The following is a 22,821-nucleotide window of genomic DNA, read 5'->3' on the forward strand; positions in this document are numbered from 1 at the left end:
GGCAGGTGACGTTCCGTCTTCTGCCTGTTTGGTGATACCCGGGCCGTTTGCGCCGTACGCCGGGAGGACACAACAGGAGTACGGGTCTTTGCAGTTCAGCGGCCCGCAGCGGGGAAACTCATTGCCTGGAAGGCTGTTGGTCATGGCCATAGCGCAGCCCGAGCGGGGCGGGCTGCTGCCCGACCGTCCGGGCCCCCTTCGCGGCACGCTCGCCACCACCGCCTGCATGGAGACACTGCAGGTCGGCTATCTCCACGCGGTCGCCGCCGCGGCCGGCTGCTCGCTGTCCCAGCCCTTCCCGGACAACGGCATCGACTGGCACGTCAGCCACAGCGCACCCGGACACACGGTCGACGACGAGGTCACCATCAAGGTGCAGCTGAAGGCCACCTACCAGGTCGCGCCGAACCCCCCGGGGCGCTTCTTCTCCTTCACCCTCGACAACGACCACCTGCGCAAGCTGGCCCGCACACCCGTCTCGGTGCACAAGATCCTGGTCGTCATGCTGGTCCCGCGCGCACAGGACGACTGGCTGCGCGCCAGCCACGACCGGCTCGACCTCAGGCACTGCTGCTACTGGGTCAACCTCGCCGGCCACGCCGTCACCGGCCGGCACCGGACCACCGTGCGGATACCGACCTCGCGCATCTTCGACGACCGGGCCCTCTGCGAGATCATGACGCGGGTCGGGACGGGAGGCAGGCCATGAGGAACCGTCCCTCCGACGAGCCGGTACGGCAGGTCCGGCCGCACCCCGACAACCTGCCCTGGAACCGGCCGCCGCAGCCCGCCGACGTGGACCCCGCCGTGCTCGGTGCCCTGCTCCACCGGCACGGCTGGCAGCGGCGCGGGGGAGCGGCCGGGCGCTACGGCCGCTGGACCCCGCCCGGCCCGGGCGGCGGCGGGACGAGCCTGCTCGTCCCCGAGAGCCGCGCCTTCCCCGACAGCGACGACCTGCTCGGCGAGGCCCTCGACGCCCTCGCCCGCAGCGACACCTCCGCCGCGCGCGAAGTGCTGATCTCCCTCGCCGTACCCAGCGACGAGATCCGCTGGTGGCGCGACAGCCCGAGCGGCCCCGCGGGCGCCGCCCCCTGGACCGCCGACGAGCACCTGCGCGGCGCCGCCCGGCAGATGCTGCTCGCCGCCGCGCTCGCCACACGCGCACGTGCCGGCTACTACGGTGCCCGCCACCGCCGCGCCGCCACGGCCCTCCTGGAGGACGTCCTCGTCGGACCCACCGCCGACGGCCGCACCCTCACCGCCTTCGCGCCCGTCCCCACCGGCCGCCCCCTCGCCGTCCGCCTCCACCAGGCACTGCACGCCGCCCGCGAGGCCATCGACTACCAGCGGGCCACCGGCGGCATGGACGCCTTCGACGGCGCCGTCGAAGCAGGCGTCAGCCGCGAACTCACCGAGGCGCTCACCACCCTGGTCCGCGGCACCGAGGGCGCCCGCGTCGCCGTCGCCTGGGCGCCCGGCGTCCGCGTACCCGAAGGGTGCGCCGCCTCCGCCGATCCCGTCGAGTTCTCACCCGGCGACCTGCCCGTGCTGCGCGAGGCCGCCGCCCGCTACCTCCGCGAGGAACCCTCCGTCCCGGTCCGCATCACCGGCGCCGTCGTCCGCATGCGCCGCTCCGGCCCCGGCGGCGAGGGCACCGTACGCCTGCGCGTCCTCACCGGAGCCGAGGTCCCGCACCTCCGCGTCACCCTGGACGAGGAGGACTACCGCATCGCCGGCCACGCCCACCTCGTCGGGCTCCCGGTGCGCGTCCACGGCAGGCTGGAGCGCCGGGGCGGCTTCCGCCGGCTGACCGGCGCCTCCGGGGTCGTACCCGTGCAGGTCGACGAGGCCGAGCGGGACCGTCTGATGAAGGCCCTGCAGGAGAACCTCGACTTCTTCGAGGAGGCGTGCGGCGACGGGGAGCCGGGAGCGTACGCGGACGAGGACTGAGGGTGACCGTTTCGCGGTCGGCGCCGTCGGGTCGGTACGATCGCCTGTGCGCGCGCTCCTGGTATGGCGCCGCACCCCACCTTCAGTCAGGAGAGACCGGTGTCAGACGTCCGTGTGATCATCCAACGCGATTCCGAGCGGGAAGAACGTGTGGTGACGACGGGCACTACGGCCGCCGACCTCTTCGCGGGCGAGCGCTCGATCATCGCCGCGCGCGTGGGCGGCGAGCTGAAGGACCTCACGTACGCGCTGTCCGACGGTGACGAGGTCGAGGGCGTCGAGATCTCCTCCGAGGACGGTCTGGGCATCCTGCGCCACTCCACCGCGCACGTCATGGCGCAGGCGGTGCAGGAACTGTTCCCCGAAGCCAAGCTGGGCATCGGCCCGCCCGTCAAGGACGGCTTCTACTACGACTTCGACGTCGAGAAGCCGTTCACGCCCGAGGATCTCAAGGCCATCGAGAAGAAGATGCAGGAGATCCAGAAGCGCGGGCAGAAGTTCGCCCGCCGTGTCGTCACCGACGAGGCCGCCCGCGAGGAACTGGCCGACGAGCCGTACAAGCTGGAGCTGATCGGCCTCAAGGGCTCGGCCTCCCACGACGACGGCGCGGACGTCGAGGTCGGCGCCGGCGAGCTGACGATCTACGACAACCTGGACGCCAAGACCGGCGAGCTGTGCTGGAAGGACCTCTGCCGCGGTCCGCACCTGCCTTCGACCCGCCTCATCCCGGCGTTCAAGCTGATGCGCAACGCGGCCGCCTACTGGCGCGGCAGCGAGAAGAACCCGATGCTCCAGCGCATCTACGGCACCGCCTGGCCGTCCAAGGACGAGCTGAAGGCGTACCTGGACTTCCTCGCCGAGGCCGAGAAGCGTGACCACCGCAAGCTGGGCAACGAGCTGGACCTCTTCTCCATCCCGGAGCAGATCGGCTCCGGCCTCGCCGTCTTCCACCCCAAGGGCGGCATCGTCCGCCGCGTCATGGAGGACTACTCGCGCCGCCGGCACGAGGAAGAGGGCTACGAGTTCGTCTACACCCCGCACGCGACGAAGGGGAAGCTCTTCGAGACGTCCGGGCACCTGGACTGGTACGCCGAGGGCATGTACCCGCCCATGCAGCTCGACGAGGGCGTGGACTACTACCTCAAGCCCATGAACTGCCCGATGCACAACCTGATCTTCGACGCGCGCGGCCGTTCCTACCGCGAACTGCCGCTGCGCCTCTTCGAGTTCGGGACCGTGTACCGGTACGAGAAGTCGGGCGTCGTGCACGGCCTGACCCGCGCCCGCGGCTTCACGCAGGACGACGCGCACATCTACTGCACCCGTGAGCAGATGTCCGAGGAGCTGGACAAGACGCTCACCTTCGTCCTCGGCCTGCTGCGCGACTACGGCCTCACCGACTTCTATCTGGAGCTGTCCACCAAGGACCCGGAGAAGTTCGTCGGCTCCGACGAGGTCTGGGAGGAGGCGACCGAGACCCTGCGCCAGGTCGCCGAGAAGCAGGGCCTGCCCCTGGTCCCCGACCCGGGCGGCGCCGCGTTCTACGGCCCGAAGATCTCCGTCCAGGCCAAGGACGCGATCGGCCGGACCTGGCAGATGTCGACCATCCAGCTCGACTTCAACCTGCCCGAGCGCTTCAACCTGGAATACACCGGTCCGGACGGCTCCAAGCAACGCCCGGTCATGATCCACCGCGCGCTGTTCGGCTCCATCGAGCGCTTCTTCGCCGTGCTGCTGGAGCACTACGCGGGTGCCTTCCCGGCGTGGCTGGCCCCGGTTCAGGCGCTCGGCATCCCGATCGGCGACGCGCACGTGGAGTACCTGGAGAAGTTCGCGGCCGCGGCCAGGAAGAAGGGTCTGCGCGTCGAGGTCGACTCCTCCTCCGACCGCATGCAGAAGAAGATCCGCAACGCTCAGAAGCAGAAGGTGCCCTTCATGGTCATCGCGGGCGACGAGGACATGTCGGGCGGTTCGGTCTCCTTCCGCTACCGCGACGGCTCCCAGGAGAACGGCATCCCGTTCGACGAGGCCATCGCCAAGATCGCGAAGGTCGTGGAGGAGCGGGCCCAGGTCTGACGAGGTCTGCACCGCACGAGCCCGAAGGGCCCCCGGGATCAGCTTCCCGGGGGCCCTTCCTCGTCCGCGCCCCGGGCGAAGCGCTGCAGCAGCAGCGAGGAGAACGAGCCGGTGATCGCGCCGAGCAGAGCGAGACCACAGGCCATCATCCCCACCGCGACGGTCCGGCCCATGGGGGTCACCGGGACCACGTCCCCGTATCCCACCGTCGTCAGAGTCGAGCAGGTCCACCAGACCGAGTCGCCGAACGTCCGGATGGTGGCGTGGGGTGCGGCGTGCTCAGCCTGGTACACCGCGAGGGCGCCGGAGAAGCCCAGCAGCACCGTGGAGATGCTGGCGTAGAGCATCACGCGCGCGTGCAGCGTGAGACGTGCGCCGCGGCGCCGCCGCTGGACCACGTCGTACAGCCGCACGATGCGCACCGGCCACAGCAACGGCAGCAGCATGACCAGGGTGTCCAGCCAATGGCTGGTCACGAAGCGGGGGCCGCGGCCGCTCAGCCGCCAGTGCACCGCGTAATCGACGACGAAGACCGCCCAGGCGACCCCGATGATCGCGCGCACGACGTCGTCCAGGCCCGGGGGCAGGCCGTGCGCCAGCACATGTGTCGCGTAGCCGGCGAGGTAGACCAGCGACGCGATGCCGAGCGGCAGGGCGGCGCGCCCCTCCCAGCGGTTCCAGCGCTGCGTACGGATGTCGTCGTCCACCGGCCAAGCTTGGCCGGAGACCTCCTTCCCGCAGCCCCGGCGACACGCCGGGAAGGAGCGAAGCCATATGCTGCCTAGCATGACGAGTGAGCCGGAGCAGCAGATCGGAGTCGGGACCCAGGACGCGTTCCAGCGCCTGTGGACGCCCCACCGGATGGCCTACATCCAGGGCGAGAACAAGCCGACCGGTCCGGGGGCCGACGACGGCTGCCCCTTCTGCTCGATCCCGGCCAAGTCCGACGAGGACGGGTTGATCGTCCGGCGCGGTGAGCACGTCTACGCCGTGCTGAACCTGTACCCGTACAACGGCGGCCACCTGATGACCGTGCCCTACCGGCACGTCGCCGACTACACCGACCTGACCGGGCCGGAGACCGCCGAGCTGGCCGAGCTGACCAAGCAGGCGATGACCGCCCTGCGCACGGCGTCGGGCGCGCACGGTTTCAACATCGGCATGAACCAGGGCACGGTGGCGGGCGCCGGTATCGCGGCCCATCTGCACCAGCACATCGTCCCCCGCTGGGGCGGCGACACGAACTTCATGCCCGTCGTGGGGCACACCAGAGTGCTGCCGCAGTTGCTGGCCGACACCAGGAAGATGCTGGCGGAGGCGTGGCCGGCCGCGGCATAGAACAGCCCGTCCGGCGTTCGGGGACGAGGCCGTGCGCGGCCGAGGCGGGTGTCCGGGGGCGGCAGCCCCCAGGAACCGCAAAGGGCCACGCAGCCGCACTCGACTGACCGCCCCACGCCGCGCACCGGGCGGACCACCGAAGGCTCACGCACCGGGCGGACCACCCCATACCGACGCACCGGCCGGACCAGCGCAGGCTCCGCACCGGCGGGGCCGCCGCAGGCTCACGCGTCGTACAGGTCGGCCTTCCGCGGACTCGGGTCCTGGACGTTGCCGCTGAGGAACGCCGAGCGAGCGCCGAACTTCTCGGTGTTCACGCCGTTGTCCTCCAGCACCCTGATCGCCGCCGAGTGCACCACACGCAGCACCGGCGTGGCCGCGCGCAGCGCGTCGTCGGCCATGAAGCGGTGGCGCCACGGCTGGTCGGCCCACGCGTGCCGCAGCCCGAACGGCTCGGGCAGTCCGAGCGAGCCGCCGAGCCAGTTGAGCAGCGGCGGGTACCAGGTGAGCGGGGCGCGCACGGCGAGCCGCACGACCTCGTCGGTGGTGACCAACGGCAGCTTGATCGTGCGGTTCTCCCAGGGCTTCAGGGACTTGGCGACCTCCTTGGTCGGCGCCTCCGGCTTGCCGGTGAACAGCGGGTTCACCGGTCCCAGCGCATGCCCGGTGACCTCGATGCGCAGCGTCTCGTGCAGCACCGTGACCGTGATCAGCATGGTGATGACCAGCTGTCCGTCCCACAAGGTCCACTGCACGCCCAGGTAGTGCCGGTCGCCGCTGCCGAACTGCTGCTTGTTGCAGATCTCCTGTATGGCGTGCGGCTTGACCTGGAAGGCCTCGACGTCGGTGCCCTCGGGCCGGGACACCGCCGCCGCCTTCTCGCCGATCGGCGTGACGATCCAGTGCCGTATCGACGGCTTGGGGAAGCCGCCCGTGTTCAGGGGGCCGCGCTCCAGCAGCGCCAGCTGGTCGTGGATCGCGCGTATGACGTCCCAGCTGCGGAAGGGGTGGATCTCCCGGCCGGCGTCGGCGGGCACCAGGTCCTCGGCGAGCTGCCAGGCACCCCAGCGGGTGCCCATGCCGAGTATGCCCTTGGGGCCTGCGTAGAAGACGGAGTTGGACTGCTGTTCGGCGCTGAGCCGCGCCAGTGCCTGGCGCAGGTCCTCGGCGGCGGTCTGGCCGGGCCCGCGCGGCACGGCTTCCGGGACCTTGGCGCCGACGCTGGTGCCGGAGAGCAGACCGTCCCAGCGGGCCCGCAGATCCTTCGCGGTGCGCTCGCAGATCTGCTTGGCCCAGAACCAGCCGAGCACGGGCATCACGACGGCCGCGCGGGCGTACCACGCCCAGAAGCCGGTGAACGGCATCTTGATCAGGAACAGGGCGGCGAGCACGCCGACGCCCAGCAGGAGCGCGGTGGCCAGCGTCCCGGCCCGCTTGTCGTCGCGCCTGGCGACGAAGGTGCGCAGCTGGAAGACGAGCAGCCAGCCGATCATCCCCGGAAGGAAGAGCAGGCCGCACACGACCGTGATGGCGGTCAGGCGGTTGTCGCGCTCCCGGCGGATGTTGTTGGCGGCCAGGGCGTGTTCCACCACGAAGCGGGGTTCGGAGCCGAAGGACTGGATGAGCGGCTTGCGGCCGGGGGCGAGCATCCGGTCGACCAGGGCACGGGAGAACGCCTCGCCGAGATTGGGCCGGAACAGCTTGAGCCGGCCGGCCTTCACGGTCGACTGGTGCCACTCGTTGTCGGCCTTCTTGATCTCCTCGACCGGGCTGTCCCGGTACGCCGCGGAAGCCAGCGCGGAGGTCGCCGCCTGCCCCTCGTCGCCCGAGACGGGCACCTGGGGCCCGTCCCACTCCGTTCCAAACGACATTCCCGCCCCCATCGCCGCCGGTGTCGCTCCTGCGGCCTTCCCGACTTCCCTGCTCCGCACACCTGTTGAAGCGGCCGTCGCCGCGATACCCGACGAGAGCCGGACGGTTGCGGCACGACGTGATCAGGTGATCAGCGTATCCGCCGGCACCGACAGCCCGCGGGCGGACGGCCGAAGCCGCCCGCCCGCGCGCGGAGCCGGGCGTGCTCCGACTACCCTTCGTCGCCCCCCTGTTCGCGGATGCGTTCGGCGATCTGCGGCGGCATCGGCTCGTGCCGGGCGTAGTTCCGGTCGAAGCGGGCCGTGCCGTGCGAGAGCGAGCGCAGGTCGACGGCGTACCGGCCGATCTCGAACTCGGGCACCTCGGCGCGGATCAGGGTCCGCCCGGAGCCGACCTGTTCGGTGCCGAGCAGCCGGCCGCGGCGGCCGGAGAGGTCGCTCATCACTGCGCCCACGTAGTCGTCGCCGACCAGCACGCTGACCTCGGCGACCGGCTCCAGGAGATGGATCTTCGCGTCCGCCGCGGCCTCGCGCAGGGCGAGCGCGCCCGCCGTCTGGAAGGCGGCATCGGAGGAGTCCACCGAGTGGGCCTTGCCGTCCAGCAGCGTGATCCGCACGTCCACCAGCGGATAGCCGGCCGCGACACCCTTGGCCGCCTGGGCCCGGACGCCCTTCTCGACGGACGGGATGAACTGGCGGGGCACCGCTCCGCCGACCACCTTGTCCACGAACTCGATGCCCGAGCCGCCCGGCAGCGGCTCCACCTCGATCGCGCAGATGGCGTACTGGCCGTGTCCGCCGGACTGCTTCACGTGCCGGCCGCGCCCGGCCGCCTTGTGCGCGAACGTCTCCCGCAGGGAGACCTTGTGCGGGACGACGTCGACCTGGACCCCGTAGCGGCTGCGCAGCCGTTCCAGGGCGACGTCGGCATGGGCCTCGCCCAGGCACCACAGGACCACCTGGTGGGTGTCCTGGTTCTGTTCCAGGCGCATCGTCGGGTCCTCGGCGACCAGCCGGGAAAGCCCCTGGGAGAGCTTGTCCTCGTCGGCCTTGCTGTGCGCGTGGATGGCGAGCGGAAGCAGCGGGTCGGGCATCTGCCAGGGCTCCATCAGGAGCGGGTCCTCCTTGGCGGAGAGCGTGTCCCCGGTCTCGGCGCGGCCCAGCTTGGCCACGCACACCAGGTCGCCGGCGACGGCGTGGGTCACCGGGCGCTGCTGCCGGCCGAAGGGCATGGACAGCGCGCCGATCTTCTCGTCGACGTCGTGGTCCTCATGGCCGCGATCGGTCAGGCCGTGCCCGGAGACGTGCACCGTCCGGTCGGGGCGCAGGGTGCCGGAGAAGACGCGGACCAGGGAGATCCGGCCGACGTAGGGGTCCGAGGACGTCTTGACGACCTCGGCGACCAGCGGTCCGTCCGTGTCGCACGGCTTCAGCTCGCGCCTCTTGCCGTCGACGGTGGTCACCCCGGGCAGCGGGTGCTCGAACGGGGTCGGGAAGCCGCCGGTGATCAGTTCCAGCAGCTCCACCGTGCCGAGGCCCTGCTTGGCGCCCTCGGCCGCGGGGGCGGCGGCCAGGACGGGATGGAAGCTGCCGCGGGCGACGGCCCGCTCCAGGTCCTGGACGAGGGTCTTGATGTCGACCTGCTCGCCGCCCAGGTAGCGGTCCATGAGGGTCTCGTCCTCGCTCTCGGCGATGATCCCCTCGATGAGCCGGTTGCGGGCCTCCTCGATGTCCGGCAGCTGGTCCTCGCCGGGCTCGGACTCCTTGCGTTCCCCGGACGCGTATTCGAACAGCTTCTGCGACAGCAGCCCGATCAGACCGGTCACCGGTGCGTGCCCGTCGGGGCCCTCGGGACCGCGCAGCGGCAGATACAGCGGCAGGACGGCGTCGGGGTCGTCACCGCCGAAGGCCTCCGCGCAGATCCGGGTCATCTCCTCGAAGTCCGCGCGCGCGGACTCCAGGTGCGTGATCACGATCGCGCGGGGCATGCCGACCGCCGCGCACTCCTCCCACACCATCCGCGTCGAGCCGTCCACGCCGTCCGACGCCGAGACCACGAAGAGGGCCGCGTCCGCGGCGCGCAGACCGGCCCGCAACTCACCGACGAAGTCGGCGTATCCGGGGGTGTCCAGCAAGTTGATCTTGATGCCGTCCCATTCGACCGGCACCAGGGAGAGCTGCACCGAGCGCTGCTGGCGGTGCTCGATGTCGTCGTAGTCCGAGACGGTGCCGCCGTCCTCGACGCGTCCCGCCCGGTTCACCGCCCCCGCGGCCAGTGCGAGGGCCTCCACCAGAGTCGTCTTGCCCGAGCCGGAGTGGCCGACCAGCACCACATTCCGTACGGACGCGGGTTGGTCGGCCGCCAGAGCCCTGCCGGCGGCCCCGGGGTGGTGAGACTGTGCCTTGTCGCCCATGATCCTGCCTCCCGTGCACGGTGAGGTCACTGTGGGCGCGGGACGCGCGGAACCCGCGTGCTGCGGCGGCTCCGGCGACGCCCGCGGTTATTCGAGCTTTCCACTCCCGTCACGCCGCGTCCATACGAAGGACCACGAAGGGTGCGGACCCGTACCGATCGCGTCACCTCCGCGCCGCGCGCGGCAGCGCGCACCGGCTCGCGCGACGGGCTGCGGGTGCCCGCCCGTCACGCACGCGTGCGCGTGGCTACGATGGGCCAGCCGGAGGCCACCAGGGCCGCGGCGACACCGACCGTCGGGAAGGCCATGCTGAACAAGTACGCGCGTGCATTTTTCACGCGTGTCCTCACACCGTTCGCCGCGTTTCTCATCCGCCGGGGCGTCAGCCCCGACACGGTGACGCTCATCGGCACGGCCGGTGTGGTGGCGGGCGCGCTGGTCTTCTACCCCCGGGGCGAGTTCTTCTGGGGCACGGTCGTGATCACCCTGTTCGTCTTCTCCGACCTGGTCGACGGCAACATGGCCCGCCAGCTGGGCCGCTCCAGCCGCTGGGGCGCCTTCCTGGACTCAACCCTGGACCGGGTCGCCGACGGTGCGATCTTCGGCGGTTTCGCGCTCTGGTACGCGGGCAACGGCCACGACGACGTCCTGTGCGCCGTCTCGATCTTCTGCCTGGCCAGCGGGCAGGTCGTGTCGTACACCAAGGCGCGCGGCGAGTCGATCGGCCTTCCGGTGGCCGTCAACGGGCTCGTCGAGCGCGCCGAGCGGCTGGTGGTCTCGCTGGTCGCGGCCGGTTTCGCGGGCCTGCACACGTTCGGTGTGCCGGGCATCCAGTGGCTGCTGCCGATCGCCCTGTGGATCGTCGCCGTCGGCAGCCTCGTCACGCTGATCCAGCGGGTCGTCACCGTCCGCCGGGAGTCCGCGGAGGCCGAGGAGGCCGCCACCCGCGAGAACGCGTCCCGGGGGAGCGAGGCGGCGAAGTGAGCACGGCGGAACGGTTGACCGACGCGCTGTACGGCCTCGGCTGGAGCACCGTCAAGAGGCTCCCGGAGCCCGTCGCGGTCCGTCTCGGGCGGACCATCGCCGACCTCGCCTGGAAACAGCGCGGCAAGGGTGTCCGGCGCCTGGAGTCCAACTACGCGCGCGTGGTGCCCGGCGCCACCCCGGAGCGCCTGGCCGAGCTGTCCCGCGCGGGCATGCGGTCGTACCTGCGCTACTGGATGGAGTCCTTCCGGCTGCCGGCCTGGAGCGCCGAGCGTGTGAAGACGGGCTTCGACTGCAAGGACATCCACCATCTGACCGACGGACTCGCCTCCGGGCAGGGCGTGGTCCTCGCCCTGCCGCACCTGGCCAACTGGGACCTGGCCGGTGCCTGGGTCACCACCGCGCTGGAGACGCCGTTCACGACGGTCGCCGAGCGCCTGAAGCCCGAGACGCTCTACGACCGGTTCGTCGCCTACCGTGAGGGCCTCGGCATGGAGGTCCTGCCGCACAGCGGCGGCACCGCCTTCGGCACCCTGGCCCGCAGGCTGCGCGACGGCGGCCTGGTCTGCCTGGTCGCCGACCGTGACCTGTCCGCCTCCGGCGTCGAGGTCGACTTCTTCGGCGAGACGGCCCGCATGCCGGCCGGACCGGCCCTGCTCGCCCAGCAGACGGGCGCGCTGCTGCTGCCCGTCACCCTCTGGTACGACGACTCGCCCGTCATGCAGGGCCGGGTGCACCCGCCGGTCGAGGTGCCCGAGTCGGGTACGAGGGCCGAGAAGACGTCCGTCATGACACAGGCGCTGGCCGACGCCTTCGCCACCGGGATCGCCGAACATCCGGAGGACTGGCACATGCTCCAGCGGCTGTGGCTCGCCGACCTCGACCCCGCGAAGGGACCCTCGTGAGAATCGGGATCGTCTGCCCGTACTCCTGGGACGTGCCCGGTGGCGTCCAGTTCCACATCCGCGACCTCGCCGAGTACTTCATCCGGCTCGGCCACGAGGTGTCCGTCCTCGCCCCGGCCGACGACGACACCCCGCTGCCGCCGTACGTCGTCTCGGCCGGCCGCGCGGTCCCGGTGCCGTACAACGGCTCGGTGGCCCGGCTGAACTTCGGGTTCCTGTCGGCCGCGCGGGTGCGGCGCTGGCTGCACGACGGCGCCTTCGACGTGGTCCACATCCACGAGCCGACCTCGCCCTCGCTCGGCCTGCTGACCTGCTGGGCGGCCCAGGGACCCATCGTCGCGACCTTCCACACCTCCAACCCGCGCTCGCGCGCCATGATCGCCGCGTACGCGATCCTGCAGGCCGCGCTGGAGAAGATCAGCGCGCGGATCGCGGTCAGCGAGTACGCCCGCCGCACTCTGGTCGAACACCTGGGCGGGGATGCGGTGGTCATCCCCAACGGCGTCGACGTGGACTTCTTCGCGAGGGCCGAGCCCAAGCCCGAGTGGCAGGGCGACACCCTCGGCTTCATCGGCCGGATCGACGAGCCCCGCAAGGGCCTGCCGGTGCTGATGAGGGCCCTGCCGAAGATCCTGGCCGCCCGCCCGGAGACCCGGCTGCTGGTCGCCGGCCGGGGCGACGAGGAGGCGGCCGTCGAGGAACTGCCGGAGGAACTGCGCTCGCGCGTGGAGTTCCTCGGCATGGTCAGCGACGAGGAGAAGGCGCGGTTCCTGCGCAGCGTCGACCTGTACGTCGCGCCCAACACCGGCGGCGAGAGCTTCGGCATCATCCTGGTCGAGGCGATGTCCGCGGGCGCCCCCGTCCTCGCCTCCGACCTGGACGCCTTCGTGCAGGTACTCGACCAGGGCGAGGCCGGCGAGGTCTTTGCCAACGAGGACGCCGACGCGCTGGCCGAGGCGGCCCTGCGGCTGCTGGAGGACCCCGCGCGCCGGGAGGAGCTGCGCAAGCGCGGCAGCGCCCATGTGCGGCGGTTCGACTGGTCGACGGTCGGCGCGGACATCCTGTCCGTCTACGAGACGGTGACGGCGGGCGCGGCGGCGGTAGGCGCCGACGAGCGCACGACGGGGCTGCGGGCGCGGTTCGGACTGGCCCGGGACTGACCGGTCGGGGCCGGCGGGGCTGGGCTGGTCCGGGGCCGGTGGGGTCGGCTCGACGCCGGCCGCTGGGGCGTGTCCTGCCAGCCGATAGCCTTCGGCCGTGACCGCAACCCTGATCTGGATCCTTGTCGCACTCCTCGCCATCGGCGTGTACCTGAGCTGGACGGCCGGGCGGCTGGACCGGCTGCACGTGCGCATGGACGCCGCCCGGGCCGCGCTCGACGCCCAGCTGCTGCGGCGGGCGTCCGTGGCGCAGGAACTCGCGACCTCGGGCGTGCTGGACCCGGCCGCCTCGATCGTGCTGTACGAGGCCGCCCACGCGGCCCGGCAGGCCGAGGAGGAGCACCGGGAGGTCGCCGAGAGCGAGCTGAGCCAGGCGCTGCGGGCCGTCTTCGGGGATCCGGCACAGGTGGAGGCCGTCCGGGAGGCCCCGGGCGGCGAGGAAGCGGCCCGTGAGCTGGCCGAGGCCGTACGGCGGGTGCCGATGGCCCGCCGCTTCCACAACGACGCCGTGGGGGCCGCCCGCAGGCTCCGTGAGCACCGCAAGGTCCGCTGGTTCCGGCTGGCCGGCCACGCCCCGTTCCCGCTGGCCGTCGAGATGGACGACGAGCCGCCCGCGGCCCTGGTGGAGCGGGTCTCCTGAAACCCCGCGTGGACCAAAAGGATCCACCGGCTTGCCATTGGCCCTTGCTGTGGCCTGGTCCACTCCCGTTTCCTCATCGGAGCAGAAACCCATTTTCACTTCAGTGAGGTCACCCGTGTCCACCATCGAGAACCAGGCTCCCGAGACCGGCACCGCCCGCGTGAAGCGCGGTATGGCCGAGCAGCTCAAGGGCGGCGTGATCATGGACGTCGTCACGCCGGAGCAGGCGAAGATCGCCGAGGACGCGGGCGCCGTCGCGGTCATGGCCCTGGAGCGGGTGCCGGCCGACATCCGCAAGGACGGCGGCGTGGCCCGCATGTCCGACCCGGACATGATCGAGGGCATCATCGACGCCGTCTCGATCCCGGTGATGGCCAAGTCCCGCATCGGTCACTTCGTCGAGGCCCAGGTCCTGCAGTCCCTCGGCGTCGACTACATCGACGAGTCCGAGGTCCTCACCCCGGCCGACGAGGTCAACCACTCCGACAAGTGGTCCTTCACCACCCCGTTCGTCTGCGGTGCCACCAACCTGGGTGAGGCCCTGCGCCGCATCGCCGAGGGCGCCGCGATGATCCGCTCCAAGGGCGAGGCCGGCACCGGCAACGTGGTCGAGGCCGTCCGCCACCTGCGCCAGATCAAGAACGAGATCGCCCGTCTGCGCGGCTTCGACAACCACGAGCTGTACGCCGCCGCCAAGGAGCTGCGCGCCCCGTACGAGCTGGTCAAGGAAGTCGCCGAGCTGGGCAAGCTCCCGGTGGTGCTGTTCTCCGCCGGTGGCGTCGCCACCCCGGCCGACGCGGCCCTGATGCGGCAGCTCGGCGCCGAGGGCGTGTTCGTCGGCTCCGGCATCTTCAAGTCCGGCGACCCGGCCAAGCGCGCCGCCGCCATCGTGAAGGCCACCACCTTCTACGACGACCCGAAGATCATCGCGGACGCCTCCCGCAACCTCGGCGAGGCCATGGTCGGCATCAACTGCGACACCCTTCCCGAGGCCGAGCGCTACGCGAACCGCGGCTGGTAGGCGCACCGGGACGGACCTTCACGGACCTTCAGGTACTGGAACCCCATGAACACTCCTGTCATAGGCGTCCTGGCCCTCCAGGGCGACGTACGGGAGCACCTCATCGCCCTGGCCGCGGCCGACGCCGTGGCCAGGCCGGTGCGGCGCCCCGAGGAACTCGCCGAGGTCGACGGCCTCGTCCTGCCCGGCGGCGAGTCCACCACCATCTCCAAGCTGGCCATCCTGTTCGGCGTGATGGAGCCCCTCCGCGCGCGCGTGCGGGCCGGCATGCCCGTCTACGGCACCTGCGCGGGCATGATCATGCTCGCCGACAAGATCCTCGACCCGCGCTCGGGCCAGGAGACCGTCGGCGGCATCGACATGATCGTGCGCCGTAACGCCTTCGGGCGGCAGAACGAGTCGTTCGAGGCCGCGCTCGACGTGAAGGGCATCCCGGGCGATCCTGTGGAGGGCGTCTTCATCCGCGCCCCCTGGGTGGAGTCCGTGGGCGCCGGGACCGAGGTGCTCGCCGAGCACGACGGGCACATCGTCGCCGTCCGCCAGGGCAACGCGCTCGCCACGTCGTTCCACCCGGAACTGACCGGCGACCACCGCGTGCACGCCTTGTTCGTCGACATGGTGCGCACCATCGGGACCGCCGAGTCCTTGTAGGATCTCTGGCGTTCGTTCATAGATGGGTTACGCGAAGGAGACAGGCAGATGTCCGGCCACTCTAAATGGGCCACGACGAAGCACAAGAAGGCCGTGATCGATGCCAAGCGCGGCAAGCTCTTCGCGAAGCTGATCAAGAACATCGAGGTCGCGGCGCGGATGGGCGGCGTGGACCTCGACGGCAACCCGACGCTCTACGACGCCGTCCAGAAGGCCAAGAAGCAGTCGGTGCCCAACAAGAACATCGACTCCGCCATCAAGCGTGGTGGCGGTCTCGAGGCCGGCGGCGCCGACTACGAGACGATCATGTACGAGGGCTACGGGCCGAACGGTGTCGCGGTGCTCATCGAGTGCCTCACCGACAACCGCAACCGCGCCGCCTCCGACGTCCGCGTCGCCATGACCCGCAACGGCGGCAACATGGCGGACCCGGGCTCGGTGTCGTACATGTTCAGCCGCAAGGGCGTCGTCATCGTCCCCAAGGGCGAGCTGGCCGAGGACGACGTCCTCGGTGCCGTCCTGGACGCGGGCGCCGAGGAGGTCAACGACCTCGGCGAGACCTTCGAGGTGATCAGCGAGGCCACCGACCTGGTCGCGGTCCGTACCGCCCTGCAGGAGGCCGGCATCGACTACGACTCCGCCGACTCCAGCTTCGTGCCGTCCGTCCAGGTCGAGCTGGACGAGGAGGGCGCCAGGAAGATCTTCAAGCTCATCGACGCGCTCGAGGACAGCGACGACGTGCAGAACGTCTTCGCCAACTTCGACGTGAGCGACGAGATCATGGAGAAGGTGGACGCGTAACGCACGCGGCTTGCCGAACGGGCCGACGGGACACACACCCGTCGGCCCGTCGCTTTGTCAGTGGCACCCGATAGCCTGCACAAACAGGCGGTCGAACGGAGGGGGCGCGCGTGCGTGTACTGGGGGTGGACCCAGGGCTGACCCGGTGTGGCGTCGGTGTCGTGGAAGGGGTCGCGGGCCGGCCGCTCACCATGCTCGGCGTCGGGGTCGTACGGACGCCCGCGGACGTCGACCTCAGCCACCGGCTGCTCGCCGTCGAGCAGGGAATCGAGCAGTGGCTGGACGAGCACCGGCCCGAGTTCGTCGCCGTCGAGCGCGTCTTCAGCCAGCACAACGTGCGCACGGTCATGGGCACCGCCCAGGCCAGCGCCGTGGCCATGCTGTGCGCCGCCCGGCGTGGCATCCCCGTCGCCCTGCACACCCCGAGCGAGGTCAAGGCCGCCGTCACCGGCAGCGGCCGCGCCGACAAGGCCCAGGTCGGGGCCATGGTCACCCGGCTGCTCCGGCTCGCCGCGCCGCCCAGGCCGGCCGACGCCGCCGACGCCCTCGCGCTCGCCATCTGCCACATCTGGCGTGCCCCCGCCCAGAACCGGCTCCAGCAGGCCGTCGCCCAGCACACCGCCCACGCAACGAAAGGCCGTACGGCATGATCGCCTTCGTCAGCGGCACGGTCGCCGCACTCGCCCCCGACGCAGCGGTCGTCGAGGTCGGCGGTGTCGGCATGGCCGTCCAGTGCACGCCGAACACGCTGTCGACGCTGCGCATCGGCCAGCCGGCCAAGCTGCGCACCTCCCTCGTCGTCCGCGAGGACTCGCTGACCCTGTACGGCTTCGCCGACGACGACGAGCGCCAGGTCTTCGAGCTGCTGCAGACCGCGAGCGGGGTCGGCCCGCGCCTGGCCCAGGCCATGCTCGCCGTGCACACCCCGGACGCGCTGCGCCGCGCGGTCGCCACCGGTGACGAGAAGGCCCTCACGGCCGTCCCCGGCATCGGCAAGAAGGGTGCGCAGAAGCTGCTGCTGGAGCTGAAGGACCGGCTCGGCGAGCCCGTCGGCGCCCCCGCCGTCGGCGCCCCGGTCACCCAGGGCTGGCGCGACCAGCTGCACGCGGCCCTGATCGGCCTCGGCTACGCCACCCGGGAGGCCGACGAGGCGGTCGCCGCCGTGGCGCCCGAGGCCGAGGCCGCCGACGGCACCCCCCAGGTGGGCAGGCTGCTGAGAGCCGCCCTGCAGACCCTGAACCGAGCCCGCTGACCCGAGACCGCCGCAAGGCACGCACGCGCCGTGCCGTGCGACCCACCCCCGGACCCCCGGCCGACCGACGCGACCGGCGTTCCACCGCGAGGAGAATGGCAGTGAACTGGGACGACCCGACCGACACCTCCACCGCATCCGCGGAGCGGCTGGTCGGCCCTGCGGCCGACCGGGAGGACCAGGCCGTCGAGGCCGCCCTGCGTCCCAAGGACCTCGGCGAGTTCATCGGTCAGGAGAGGGTCCGCGAGCAGCTCGACCTGGTCCTGCGCGCCGCACGCGCGCGGGGCGCCACCGCCGACCACGTCCTGCTGTCCGGCGCGCCCGGCCTCGGCAAGACCACCCTGTCGATGATCATCGCGGCCGAGATGGGCGCCCCCATCCGCATCACCTCCGGCCCCGCCATCCAGCACGCCGGCGACCTCGCCGCCATCCTCTCCTCCCTGCAGGAGGGCGAGGTGCTCTTCCTGGACGAGATCCACCGCATGTCCCGGCCCGCCGAGGAGATGCTCTACATGGCGATGGAGGACTTCCGTGTCGACGTCATCGTCGGCAAGGGCCCCGGCGCCACCGCGATCCCGCTGGAACTGCCCCCGTTCACCCTGGTCGGCGCCACCACCCGCGCGGGCCTCCTGCCGCCCCCGCTGCGCGACCGCTTCGGCTTCACCGCGCACATGGAGTTCTACGAGCCGCACGAACTGGAGCGCGTCGTGCACCGCTCGGCAAGCCTCCTGGACGTCGGGATCGAGCCGGACGGCGCCGCCGAGATCGCAGGCCGCTCCCGCGGCACGCCCCGCATCGCCAACCGCCTGCTGCGCCGCGTCCGCGACTATGCGCAGGTCAAGGCCGACGGACTGATCACGCGCGAGATCGCCGCCGCGGCCCTCGCCGTGTACGAGGTCGACGAGCGCGGTCTCGACCGGCTCGACCGTGCCGTCCTGGAGGCCCTGCTGAAGCTGTTCGGCGGCGGCCCGGTCGGCCTGTCCACCCTCGCGGTCGCGGTGGGGGAGGAGCGCGAGACGGTGGAGGAGGTCGCCGAACCCTTCCTGGTCCGGGAGGGTCTGCTCGCCCGCACCCCGCGCGGCCGCGTCGCCACCCCCGCCGCCTGGGCGCACCTCGGCCTCGTCCCGCCCCACTCGGCCCCCGGAGGGGCTGTGGGAAACGGACAACAGGACCTGTTCGGGACGTGACGGCACGACCTGTTCCGGAGGCCGACGGCGCAGGACCGGCAAGGCGGCGCCATCCTGCGGCGACGGGCGGCGAGCCGCGCTTCGTCCCGTGACGACGTGATGCCTTTGTGACGGCGAGGGCATTGGCCGGACCAGGAACTCAGGTGCCATGCTGAGCGTTGTTCCATGCACGCGGACTCGCTTAGACTCCGCCGATGCCGCCTTTGCGGGCGGCGCCGACCACACCCCCATCACATAGGCCGCTCTCCGCCGCGGTCGCGCGAAGGAAATTCCGTCCCGTGAATACCTTGACCCTTCTCCCGTTCATCGTGCTCATCGCGGCCATGTTCCTGATGACGCGCTCGGCCAAGAAGAAGCAGCAGCAGGCCGCCGACATGCGGAACCAGCTGCAGCCCGGTTCCGGCGTCCGCACGATCGGGGGCATGTACGCCACGGTCAAGGAGGTCAACGAGGACACCGTCCTCCTCGACGCCGGACCGGGCGTCGAGCTGCTCTTCGCCAAGAACGCCATCGGCGCCGTCCTCACCGACGACGAGTACAACCGCATCGTCCACGGCATCGAGCACGACCTGAAGTCCGACGCCGACGTCGTCCCGGACGACGCTTCCTCCCTCACCGAGACCGACGAGACCGACGGAACCGCCGCCGCTGCCGCCGCCTCCGACGAGAAGATCGACCTCGGTAAGAAGGACGCCGCCGAGGACAAGGCGCAGGACGAGCCGAAGAAGTCCGACGGCGACTCCGACACGAAGTAGTCACGCCCCGGGACGCGCGGCGGCGGCGCCACGAGCCCGCCCCGCGCACCCCGGGCGCGTCTGTTTCGCAGGGGAGCCCGACACCATGTCATGGCCGACCGCGCCGACCGGGCGCGGGGCGGCCCGAGAGGGAGTACGAGAAGGTGGCAGCACCTAAGAGGGGCCGAAGCGCGAGCGCCCAGAGCAAGCCAGGGCGCTCGCTGGCCCTCATCCTGATCGCCATCGTGGCGCTCACCGGGGGGATGTTCCTCTCCGGGCACAAGACTCCGCGTCTCGGCATCGACCTCGCCGGTGGCACGAGCATCACGCTCAAGGCGAAGGCCGACCAGGGGTCCGCGATCAACAAGGCCAACATGGACACCGCGGTCGACATCATGAACCGCCGTGTCAATGGCCTGGGTGTCTCCGAGGCGGAGGTGCAGACCCAGGGAAACGACAACATCATCGTCAACATCCCCAAGGGCACCAACTCCAAGGAGGCCCAGCAGCAGGTCGGCACCACCGCGAAGCTGTACTTCCGGCCGGTCCTGGCCAGCGAGCCCAGCGTCCCGGCCGGGAAGAGCCCCTCGCCCAGCGCTTCCTCCAGTGGCAGCTCCTCGCCGGCCCCGGGCACGAGCCCCTTGTCGAGCGCCTCGTCCCCGCAGTCGGCGTCCGGCACCGCGTCCCCGACGGCCACGGCGACCTCCCAGGGCCGGTCCGTCAGCGACGCGCTCAAGGCCGACGCCACCCCCTCGCCCAGCGGCTCCGCCTCCGGCAGCTCCAAGCCGTCGCCCACCCCGTCGGCCTCCTCCAGCGGGTCGGCCACCGACTCCAAGCTGCAGGCCCAGTACGCGGCCCTGAACTGCACCAAGCCCGCCGACCGCGCCCGGGCCGGCAAGGACGCCAAGCCCGGTGAGCCCACCGTGGCCTGCGGCCAGAACGACGGTGCCTGGTACAAGTACCTGCTCGGCCCGGTCGCCGTGGACGGCACCGAGGTGAAGAAGGCCCAGGCGATCTTCGACACTCAGGGCGCCGCCGGCTGGCAGGTGCAGATGACCTTCACGGGCAGCGGCACCAAGAAGTTCGCGGACATCACCGGCGAGCTGGCCAAGAACCAGCGCCCGCAGAACGAGTTCGCCATCGTCCTCGACGGCGACGTGGTCTCCAGCCCGTTCGTGCAGGGTGCCATCACCGGCGGCCAGGCGCAGATCTCCGGCAGCTTCCAGCAGGAGGAGGCGCAGAACCTCGCCAACATGCTGTCGTACGGTGCTCTGCCGCTCTCCTTCCAGGAGCAGTCCGTCACCACCGTCACCGCCGCGCTCGGCGGTGAGCAGCTGCGCGCCGGTCTGCTCGCCGGCGCCATCGGCCTCGCCCTGGTCGTGATCTACCTGGTGGTCTACTACCGCGGCCTGTCGGTCGTGGCCATGGCCTCCCTGCTGGTCTCCGCGATCCTCACCTACGTGATCATGTCGCTGCTCGGCCCGGCCATCAACTTCGCGCTGAACCTGCCGGCCGTCTGCGGTGCCATCGTCGCGATCGGTATCACGGCGGACTCGTTCATCGTGTACTTCGAACGCATAAGGGACGAGATCCGCGAGGGCCGCTCCCTGCGCCCCGCCGTGGAGCGGGCCTGGCCTCGCGCCCGGCGCACCATCCTGGTCTCCGACTTCGTGTCGTTCCTCGCCGCCGCGGTGCTGTTCATCGTCACCGTCGGCAAGGTCCAGGGCTTCGCGTTCACGCTCGGTCTGACCACCCTGCTCGACGTGGTCGTCGTCTTCTTCTTCACCAAGCCGCTGATGACGCTTCTCGCGCGCCGCCCGTTCTTCGCGAACGGCCACAAGTGGTCCGGTCTCGACCCGAAGGGCCTGGGCGCCAAGCCTCCGCTGCGCCGTACCCGCCGTCCCGCCGGTCCCGCCGCCGGCCCCGTCGACCCGAAGGAGGCCTGAGCGATGTCGAAACTCGGTAACCTCGGCGCCCGGCTGCACCGCGGCGAGATCTCGTACGACTTCGTCGGCAAGCGCAAGATCTGGTACGGCGTCTCGATCCTGATCACCATCACGGCCATCGTCGGCCTGGCGGTGCGCGGCCTGAACATGGGCATCGAGTTCCAGGGCGGCGCGGTGTTCAACACGCCGACCAACATGAGCACCTCGGTGGCCCAGGCCGAGAAGTACGCCAACGACGCCTCGGGTCACCAGTCGGTCGTGCAGAAGCTCGGCAACGGCAGCCTGCGCATCCAGATCGCGGGCATCGACACCGGGCAGTCCGACAAGATCAAGCAGGAGCTGGCCAAGGACCTGAACCTCGACCCCGAGAAGCTCGCCGCCGACCTGGTCGGCCCGAGCTGGGGCGAGCAGATCGCCACCAAGGCCTGGCAAGGCCTGGCGATCTTCATGGTCCTCGTCGTGATCTACCTGGCGATCGCCTTCGAGTGGCGCATGGCCATCGCGGCGCTGGTCGCGCTGATCCACGACATCACGATCACGACCGGCATCTACGCCCTGGTCGGCTTCGAGGTCACGCCCGGCACGGTCATCGGTCTGCTGACCATCCTCGGTTACTCGCTCTACGACACGGTCGTCGTCTTCGACAGCCTCAAGGAGCAGACGAAGGACATCACCAAGCAGACCCGGTTCACCTACAGCGACATCGCCAACCGGTCGATCAACGGCACTCTGGTCCGTTCCATCAACACCACGGTCGTCGCCCTGCTCCCGGTCGCCGGTCTGCTCTTCATCGGCGGCGGCTTCCTCGGTGCGGGCACGCTGAACGACATCTCGCTGTCGCTGTTCGTCGGTCTCGCGGCCGGTGCCTACTCGTCGATCTTCATCGCCACCCCGCTCGTCGCCGACCTCAAGGAACGCGAGCCGGCGATGAAGGCCCTCAAGAAGCGGGTCATGGCCAAGCGTGCCCAGGCCGGCGCCGGCGAGGACCTCGCGGAGGACCGCGGCGCCGGTGACGAGAGCCAGGACGCCGCCCCCGCCGTGGTGGGGCCGCGCAACCAGCCCGCGTCCCGGAACCGGGGCCGTGGCCGGACGCCGGGCAAGCGCCGATGACCGGCATCCAGGAGCTGCTGCGCAGCCGCATCCGTGACGTCGCCGACTACCCGGAGCCCGGGGTGATGTTCAAGGACATCACCCCGCTCCTGGCCGACCCGGCGGCCTTCACCGCGCTCACCGACGCCCTCGCCGAGATCGCCGCCGGCACCGGTGCGACCAAGATCGTGGGCCTGGAGGCCCGGGGCTTCATCCTCGGCGCCCCGGTCGCCGTCCGCGCGGGGCTGGGGTTCATCCCGGTCCGCAAGGCGGGCAAGCTGCCCGGAGCCACCCTGCGGCAGGCGTACGAGCTGGAGTACGGCTCGGCCGAGATCGAGGTCCACGCCGAGGACCTGGCCTCGGGCGACCGCGTCCTGATCGTGGACGACGTCCTGGCCACCGGCGGCACCGCCGAGGCCGCGATCCACCTCATCCAGCGCGCGGGCGCCGAGGTCTGCGGCCTCGCGGTCCTCATGGAGCTTGGCTTCCTGGGCGGCCGCGCCCGCCTGGAACCGGCGCTCGCCGGGGCCCCGCTGGAGGCGCTCCTCCAGGTCTGACCCGGACCCGCACGGCGACGGCCGCCCCGGCACACGACCGGGGCGGCCGTTCGCCGTAACGGGGTGGCTGTGTCCGTCGCCCCTGCGTGGCCTGGACCGTCGCAACGGGGTGGCTGTGTCCGTCGCGCCTGCGTGGCCTGGACCGTCGCAACGGGGTGGCTGTGTCCGTCGCACCAGGCCGGGCCAGTAACGCACGGGCGGCTGTGTCCGTCGCACCCGGGTACCCGGGCCCGCGTCGTACCGGG

General features: G+C 71.3%; 21 protein-coding genes. 18 read left to right on the forward strand and 3 right to left on the reverse strand.

From position 1 onward, the window contains the following. Positions 1 to 142 precede the first annotated feature (142 nt). From ACZ4SF_RS16945 to thrS, 3 genes are all read left to right on the forward strand, one after another. Positions 143 to 709: a DUF4365 domain-containing protein gene (locus ACZ4SF_RS16945; protein WP_468384418.1), complete on the forward strand. Its 567-nt coding sequence runs from the start codon at positions 143 to 145 to the stop codon at positions 707 to 709. Then, a complete protein-coding gene (locus tag ACZ4SF_RS16950; RefSeq protein WP_468384421.1) occupies positions 706 to 1,950 on the forward strand; it encodes a hypothetical protein in 1,245 nt (414 codons plus the stop codon). The genes ACZ4SF_RS16945 and ACZ4SF_RS16950 overlap by 4 nt, the downstream gene beginning before the upstream one ends. A gap of 99 nt (positions 1,951 to 2,049) precedes the next feature. Then, a complete protein-coding gene (gene thrS / locus ACZ4SF_RS16955; protein WP_468384423.1) occupies positions 2,050 to 4,026 on the forward strand; it encodes a threonine--tRNA ligase in 1,977 nt (658 codons plus the stop codon). Positions 4,027 to 4,064: 38 nt separating this feature from the next. Here thrS and ACZ4SF_RS16960 read toward each other — a convergent pair whose 3' ends face one another. Further along, positions 4,065 to 4,733 (reverse strand): potassium channel family protein, encoded by a 669-nt coding sequence (locus ACZ4SF_RS16960; RefSeq protein ID WP_468384426.1) that lies wholly within the window; start codon positions 4,731 to 4,733, stop codon positions 4,065 to 4,067. A 67-nt stretch (positions 4,734 to 4,800) separates the two neighbouring features. Between ACZ4SF_RS16960 and ACZ4SF_RS16965 the strand changes: the two genes are divergently transcribed. Continuing rightward, positions 4,801 to 5,364: an HIT family protein gene (locus ACZ4SF_RS16965; RefSeq protein ID WP_468384429.1), complete on the forward strand. Its 564-nt coding sequence runs from the start codon at positions 4,801 to 4,803 to the stop codon at positions 5,362 to 5,364. Between the two features lie 224 nt (positions 5,365 to 5,588). On the opposite strand, the gene ACZ4SF_RS16970 is transcribed toward ACZ4SF_RS16965, so the two are convergent. Together ACZ4SF_RS16970 and ACZ4SF_RS16975 are read right to left on the reverse strand one after the other, a co-directional pair. Next, positions 5,589 to 7,235 (reverse strand): hypothetical protein, encoded by a 1,647-nt coding sequence (locus ACZ4SF_RS16970; protein WP_468384432.1) that lies wholly within the window; start codon positions 7,233 to 7,235, stop codon positions 5,589 to 5,591. A 212-nt stretch (positions 7,236 to 7,447) separates the two neighbouring features. Next, a complete protein-coding gene (locus tag ACZ4SF_RS16975; RefSeq protein ID WP_468384435.1) occupies positions 7,448 to 9,649 on the reverse strand; it encodes an elongation factor G-like protein EF-G2 in 2,202 nt (733 codons plus the stop codon). A gap of 252 nt (positions 9,650 to 9,901) precedes the next feature. Between ACZ4SF_RS16975 and pgsA the strand changes: the two genes are divergently transcribed. The 14 genes from pgsA to ACZ4SF_RS17045 all read left to right on the forward strand — a co-directional run bounded on the left by pgsA (position 9,902) and on the right by ACZ4SF_RS17045 (position 22,576). Next, positions 9,902 to 10,633, forward strand: coding sequence for a phosphatidylinositol phosphate synthase (gene pgsA / locus ACZ4SF_RS16980; protein WP_468384864.1), 732 nt, complete (start codon positions 9,902 to 9,904; stop codon positions 10,631 to 10,633). Continuing rightward, positions 10,630 to 11,538, forward strand: a complete 909-nt coding sequence (locus ACZ4SF_RS16985; RefSeq protein ID WP_468384438.1) for a phosphatidylinositol mannoside acyltransferase — start codon at positions 10,630 to 10,632, stop codon at positions 11,536 to 11,538. Before pgsA ends, ACZ4SF_RS16985 begins: the two co-directional genes overlap by 4 nt. After that, positions 11,535 to 12,698 (forward strand): glycosyltransferase family 4 protein, encoded by a 1,164-nt coding sequence (locus ACZ4SF_RS16990; RefSeq protein ID WP_468384441.1) that lies wholly within the window; start codon positions 11,535 to 11,537, stop codon positions 12,696 to 12,698. Before ACZ4SF_RS16985 ends, ACZ4SF_RS16990 begins: the two co-directional genes overlap by 4 nt. A gap of 97 nt (positions 12,699 to 12,795) precedes the next feature. After that, a complete protein-coding gene (locus ACZ4SF_RS16995) occupies positions 12,796 to 13,338 on the forward strand; it encodes a LemA family protein (RefSeq protein ID WP_468384444.1) in 543 nt (180 codons plus the stop codon). 115 nt (positions 13,339 to 13,453) lie between these two features. Continuing rightward, positions 13,454 to 14,359 (forward strand): pyridoxal 5'-phosphate synthase lyase subunit PdxS, encoded by a 906-nt coding sequence (gene pdxS / locus ACZ4SF_RS17000; RefSeq protein ID WP_468384447.1) that lies wholly within the window; start codon positions 13,454 to 13,456, stop codon positions 14,357 to 14,359. Positions 14,360 to 14,404: 45 nt separating this feature from the next. Continuing rightward, positions 14,405 to 15,010 carry a pyridoxal 5'-phosphate synthase glutaminase subunit PdxT gene (pdxT, locus tag ACZ4SF_RS17005; RefSeq protein ID WP_468384450.1) on the forward strand — a complete coding sequence of 202 codons (606 nt, stop codon included), beginning with the start codon at positions 14,405 to 14,407 and terminating at the stop codon, positions 15,008 to 15,010. A 48-nt stretch (positions 15,011 to 15,058) separates the two neighbouring features. Then, entirely contained in the window at positions 15,059 to 15,811 is a 753-nt protein-coding gene (locus tag ACZ4SF_RS17010; protein ID WP_468384453.1) for a YebC/PmpR family DNA-binding transcriptional regulator, read from the forward strand. 110 nt (positions 15,812 to 15,921) lie between these two features. Further along, positions 15,922 to 16,461, forward strand: coding sequence for a crossover junction endodeoxyribonuclease RuvC (gene ruvC, locus ACZ4SF_RS17015; RefSeq protein ID WP_468384456.1), 540 nt, complete (start codon positions 15,922 to 15,924; stop codon positions 16,459 to 16,461). Continuing rightward, on the forward strand, positions 16,458 to 17,063 hold the full coding sequence (ruvA, locus tag ACZ4SF_RS17020) for a Holliday junction branch migration protein RuvA (protein ID WP_468384459.1): 606 nt from the start codon (positions 16,458 to 16,460) through the stop codon (positions 17,061 to 17,063). Before ruvC ends, ruvA begins: the two co-directional genes overlap by 4 nt. Before the next feature lie 101 nt (positions 17,064 to 17,164). Continuing rightward, a complete protein-coding gene (gene ruvB / locus ACZ4SF_RS17025; RefSeq protein ID WP_468384461.1) occupies positions 17,165 to 18,250 on the forward strand; it encodes a Holliday junction branch migration DNA helicase RuvB in 1,086 nt (361 codons plus the stop codon). Between the two features lie 278 nt (positions 18,251 to 18,528). Then, positions 18,529 to 19,005, forward strand: coding sequence for a preprotein translocase subunit YajC (gene yajC, locus ACZ4SF_RS17030; protein WP_468384464.1), 477 nt, complete (start codon positions 18,529 to 18,531; stop codon positions 19,003 to 19,005). A gap of 143 nt (positions 19,006 to 19,148) precedes the next feature. After that, positions 19,149 to 20,930: a protein translocase subunit SecD gene (secD, locus tag ACZ4SF_RS17035; protein WP_468384466.1), complete on the forward strand. Its 1,782-nt coding sequence runs from the start codon at positions 19,149 to 19,151 to the stop codon at positions 20,928 to 20,930. A 3-nt stretch (positions 20,931 to 20,933) separates the two neighbouring features. Continuing rightward, on the forward strand, positions 20,934 to 22,040 hold the full coding sequence (gene secF, locus ACZ4SF_RS17040) for a protein translocase subunit SecF (protein ID WP_468384469.1): 1,107 nt from the start codon (positions 20,934 to 20,936) through the stop codon (positions 22,038 to 22,040). Next, positions 22,037 to 22,576, forward strand: coding sequence for an adenine phosphoribosyltransferase (locus ACZ4SF_RS17045; protein WP_468384471.1), 540 nt, complete (start codon positions 22,037 to 22,039; stop codon positions 22,574 to 22,576). Before secF ends, ACZ4SF_RS17045 begins: the two co-directional genes overlap by 4 nt. The last annotated feature ends 245 nt before the right edge of the window (positions 22,577 to 22,821 follow it).

The organism is Streptomyces sp. NPDC027663 (assembly GCF_055566415.1).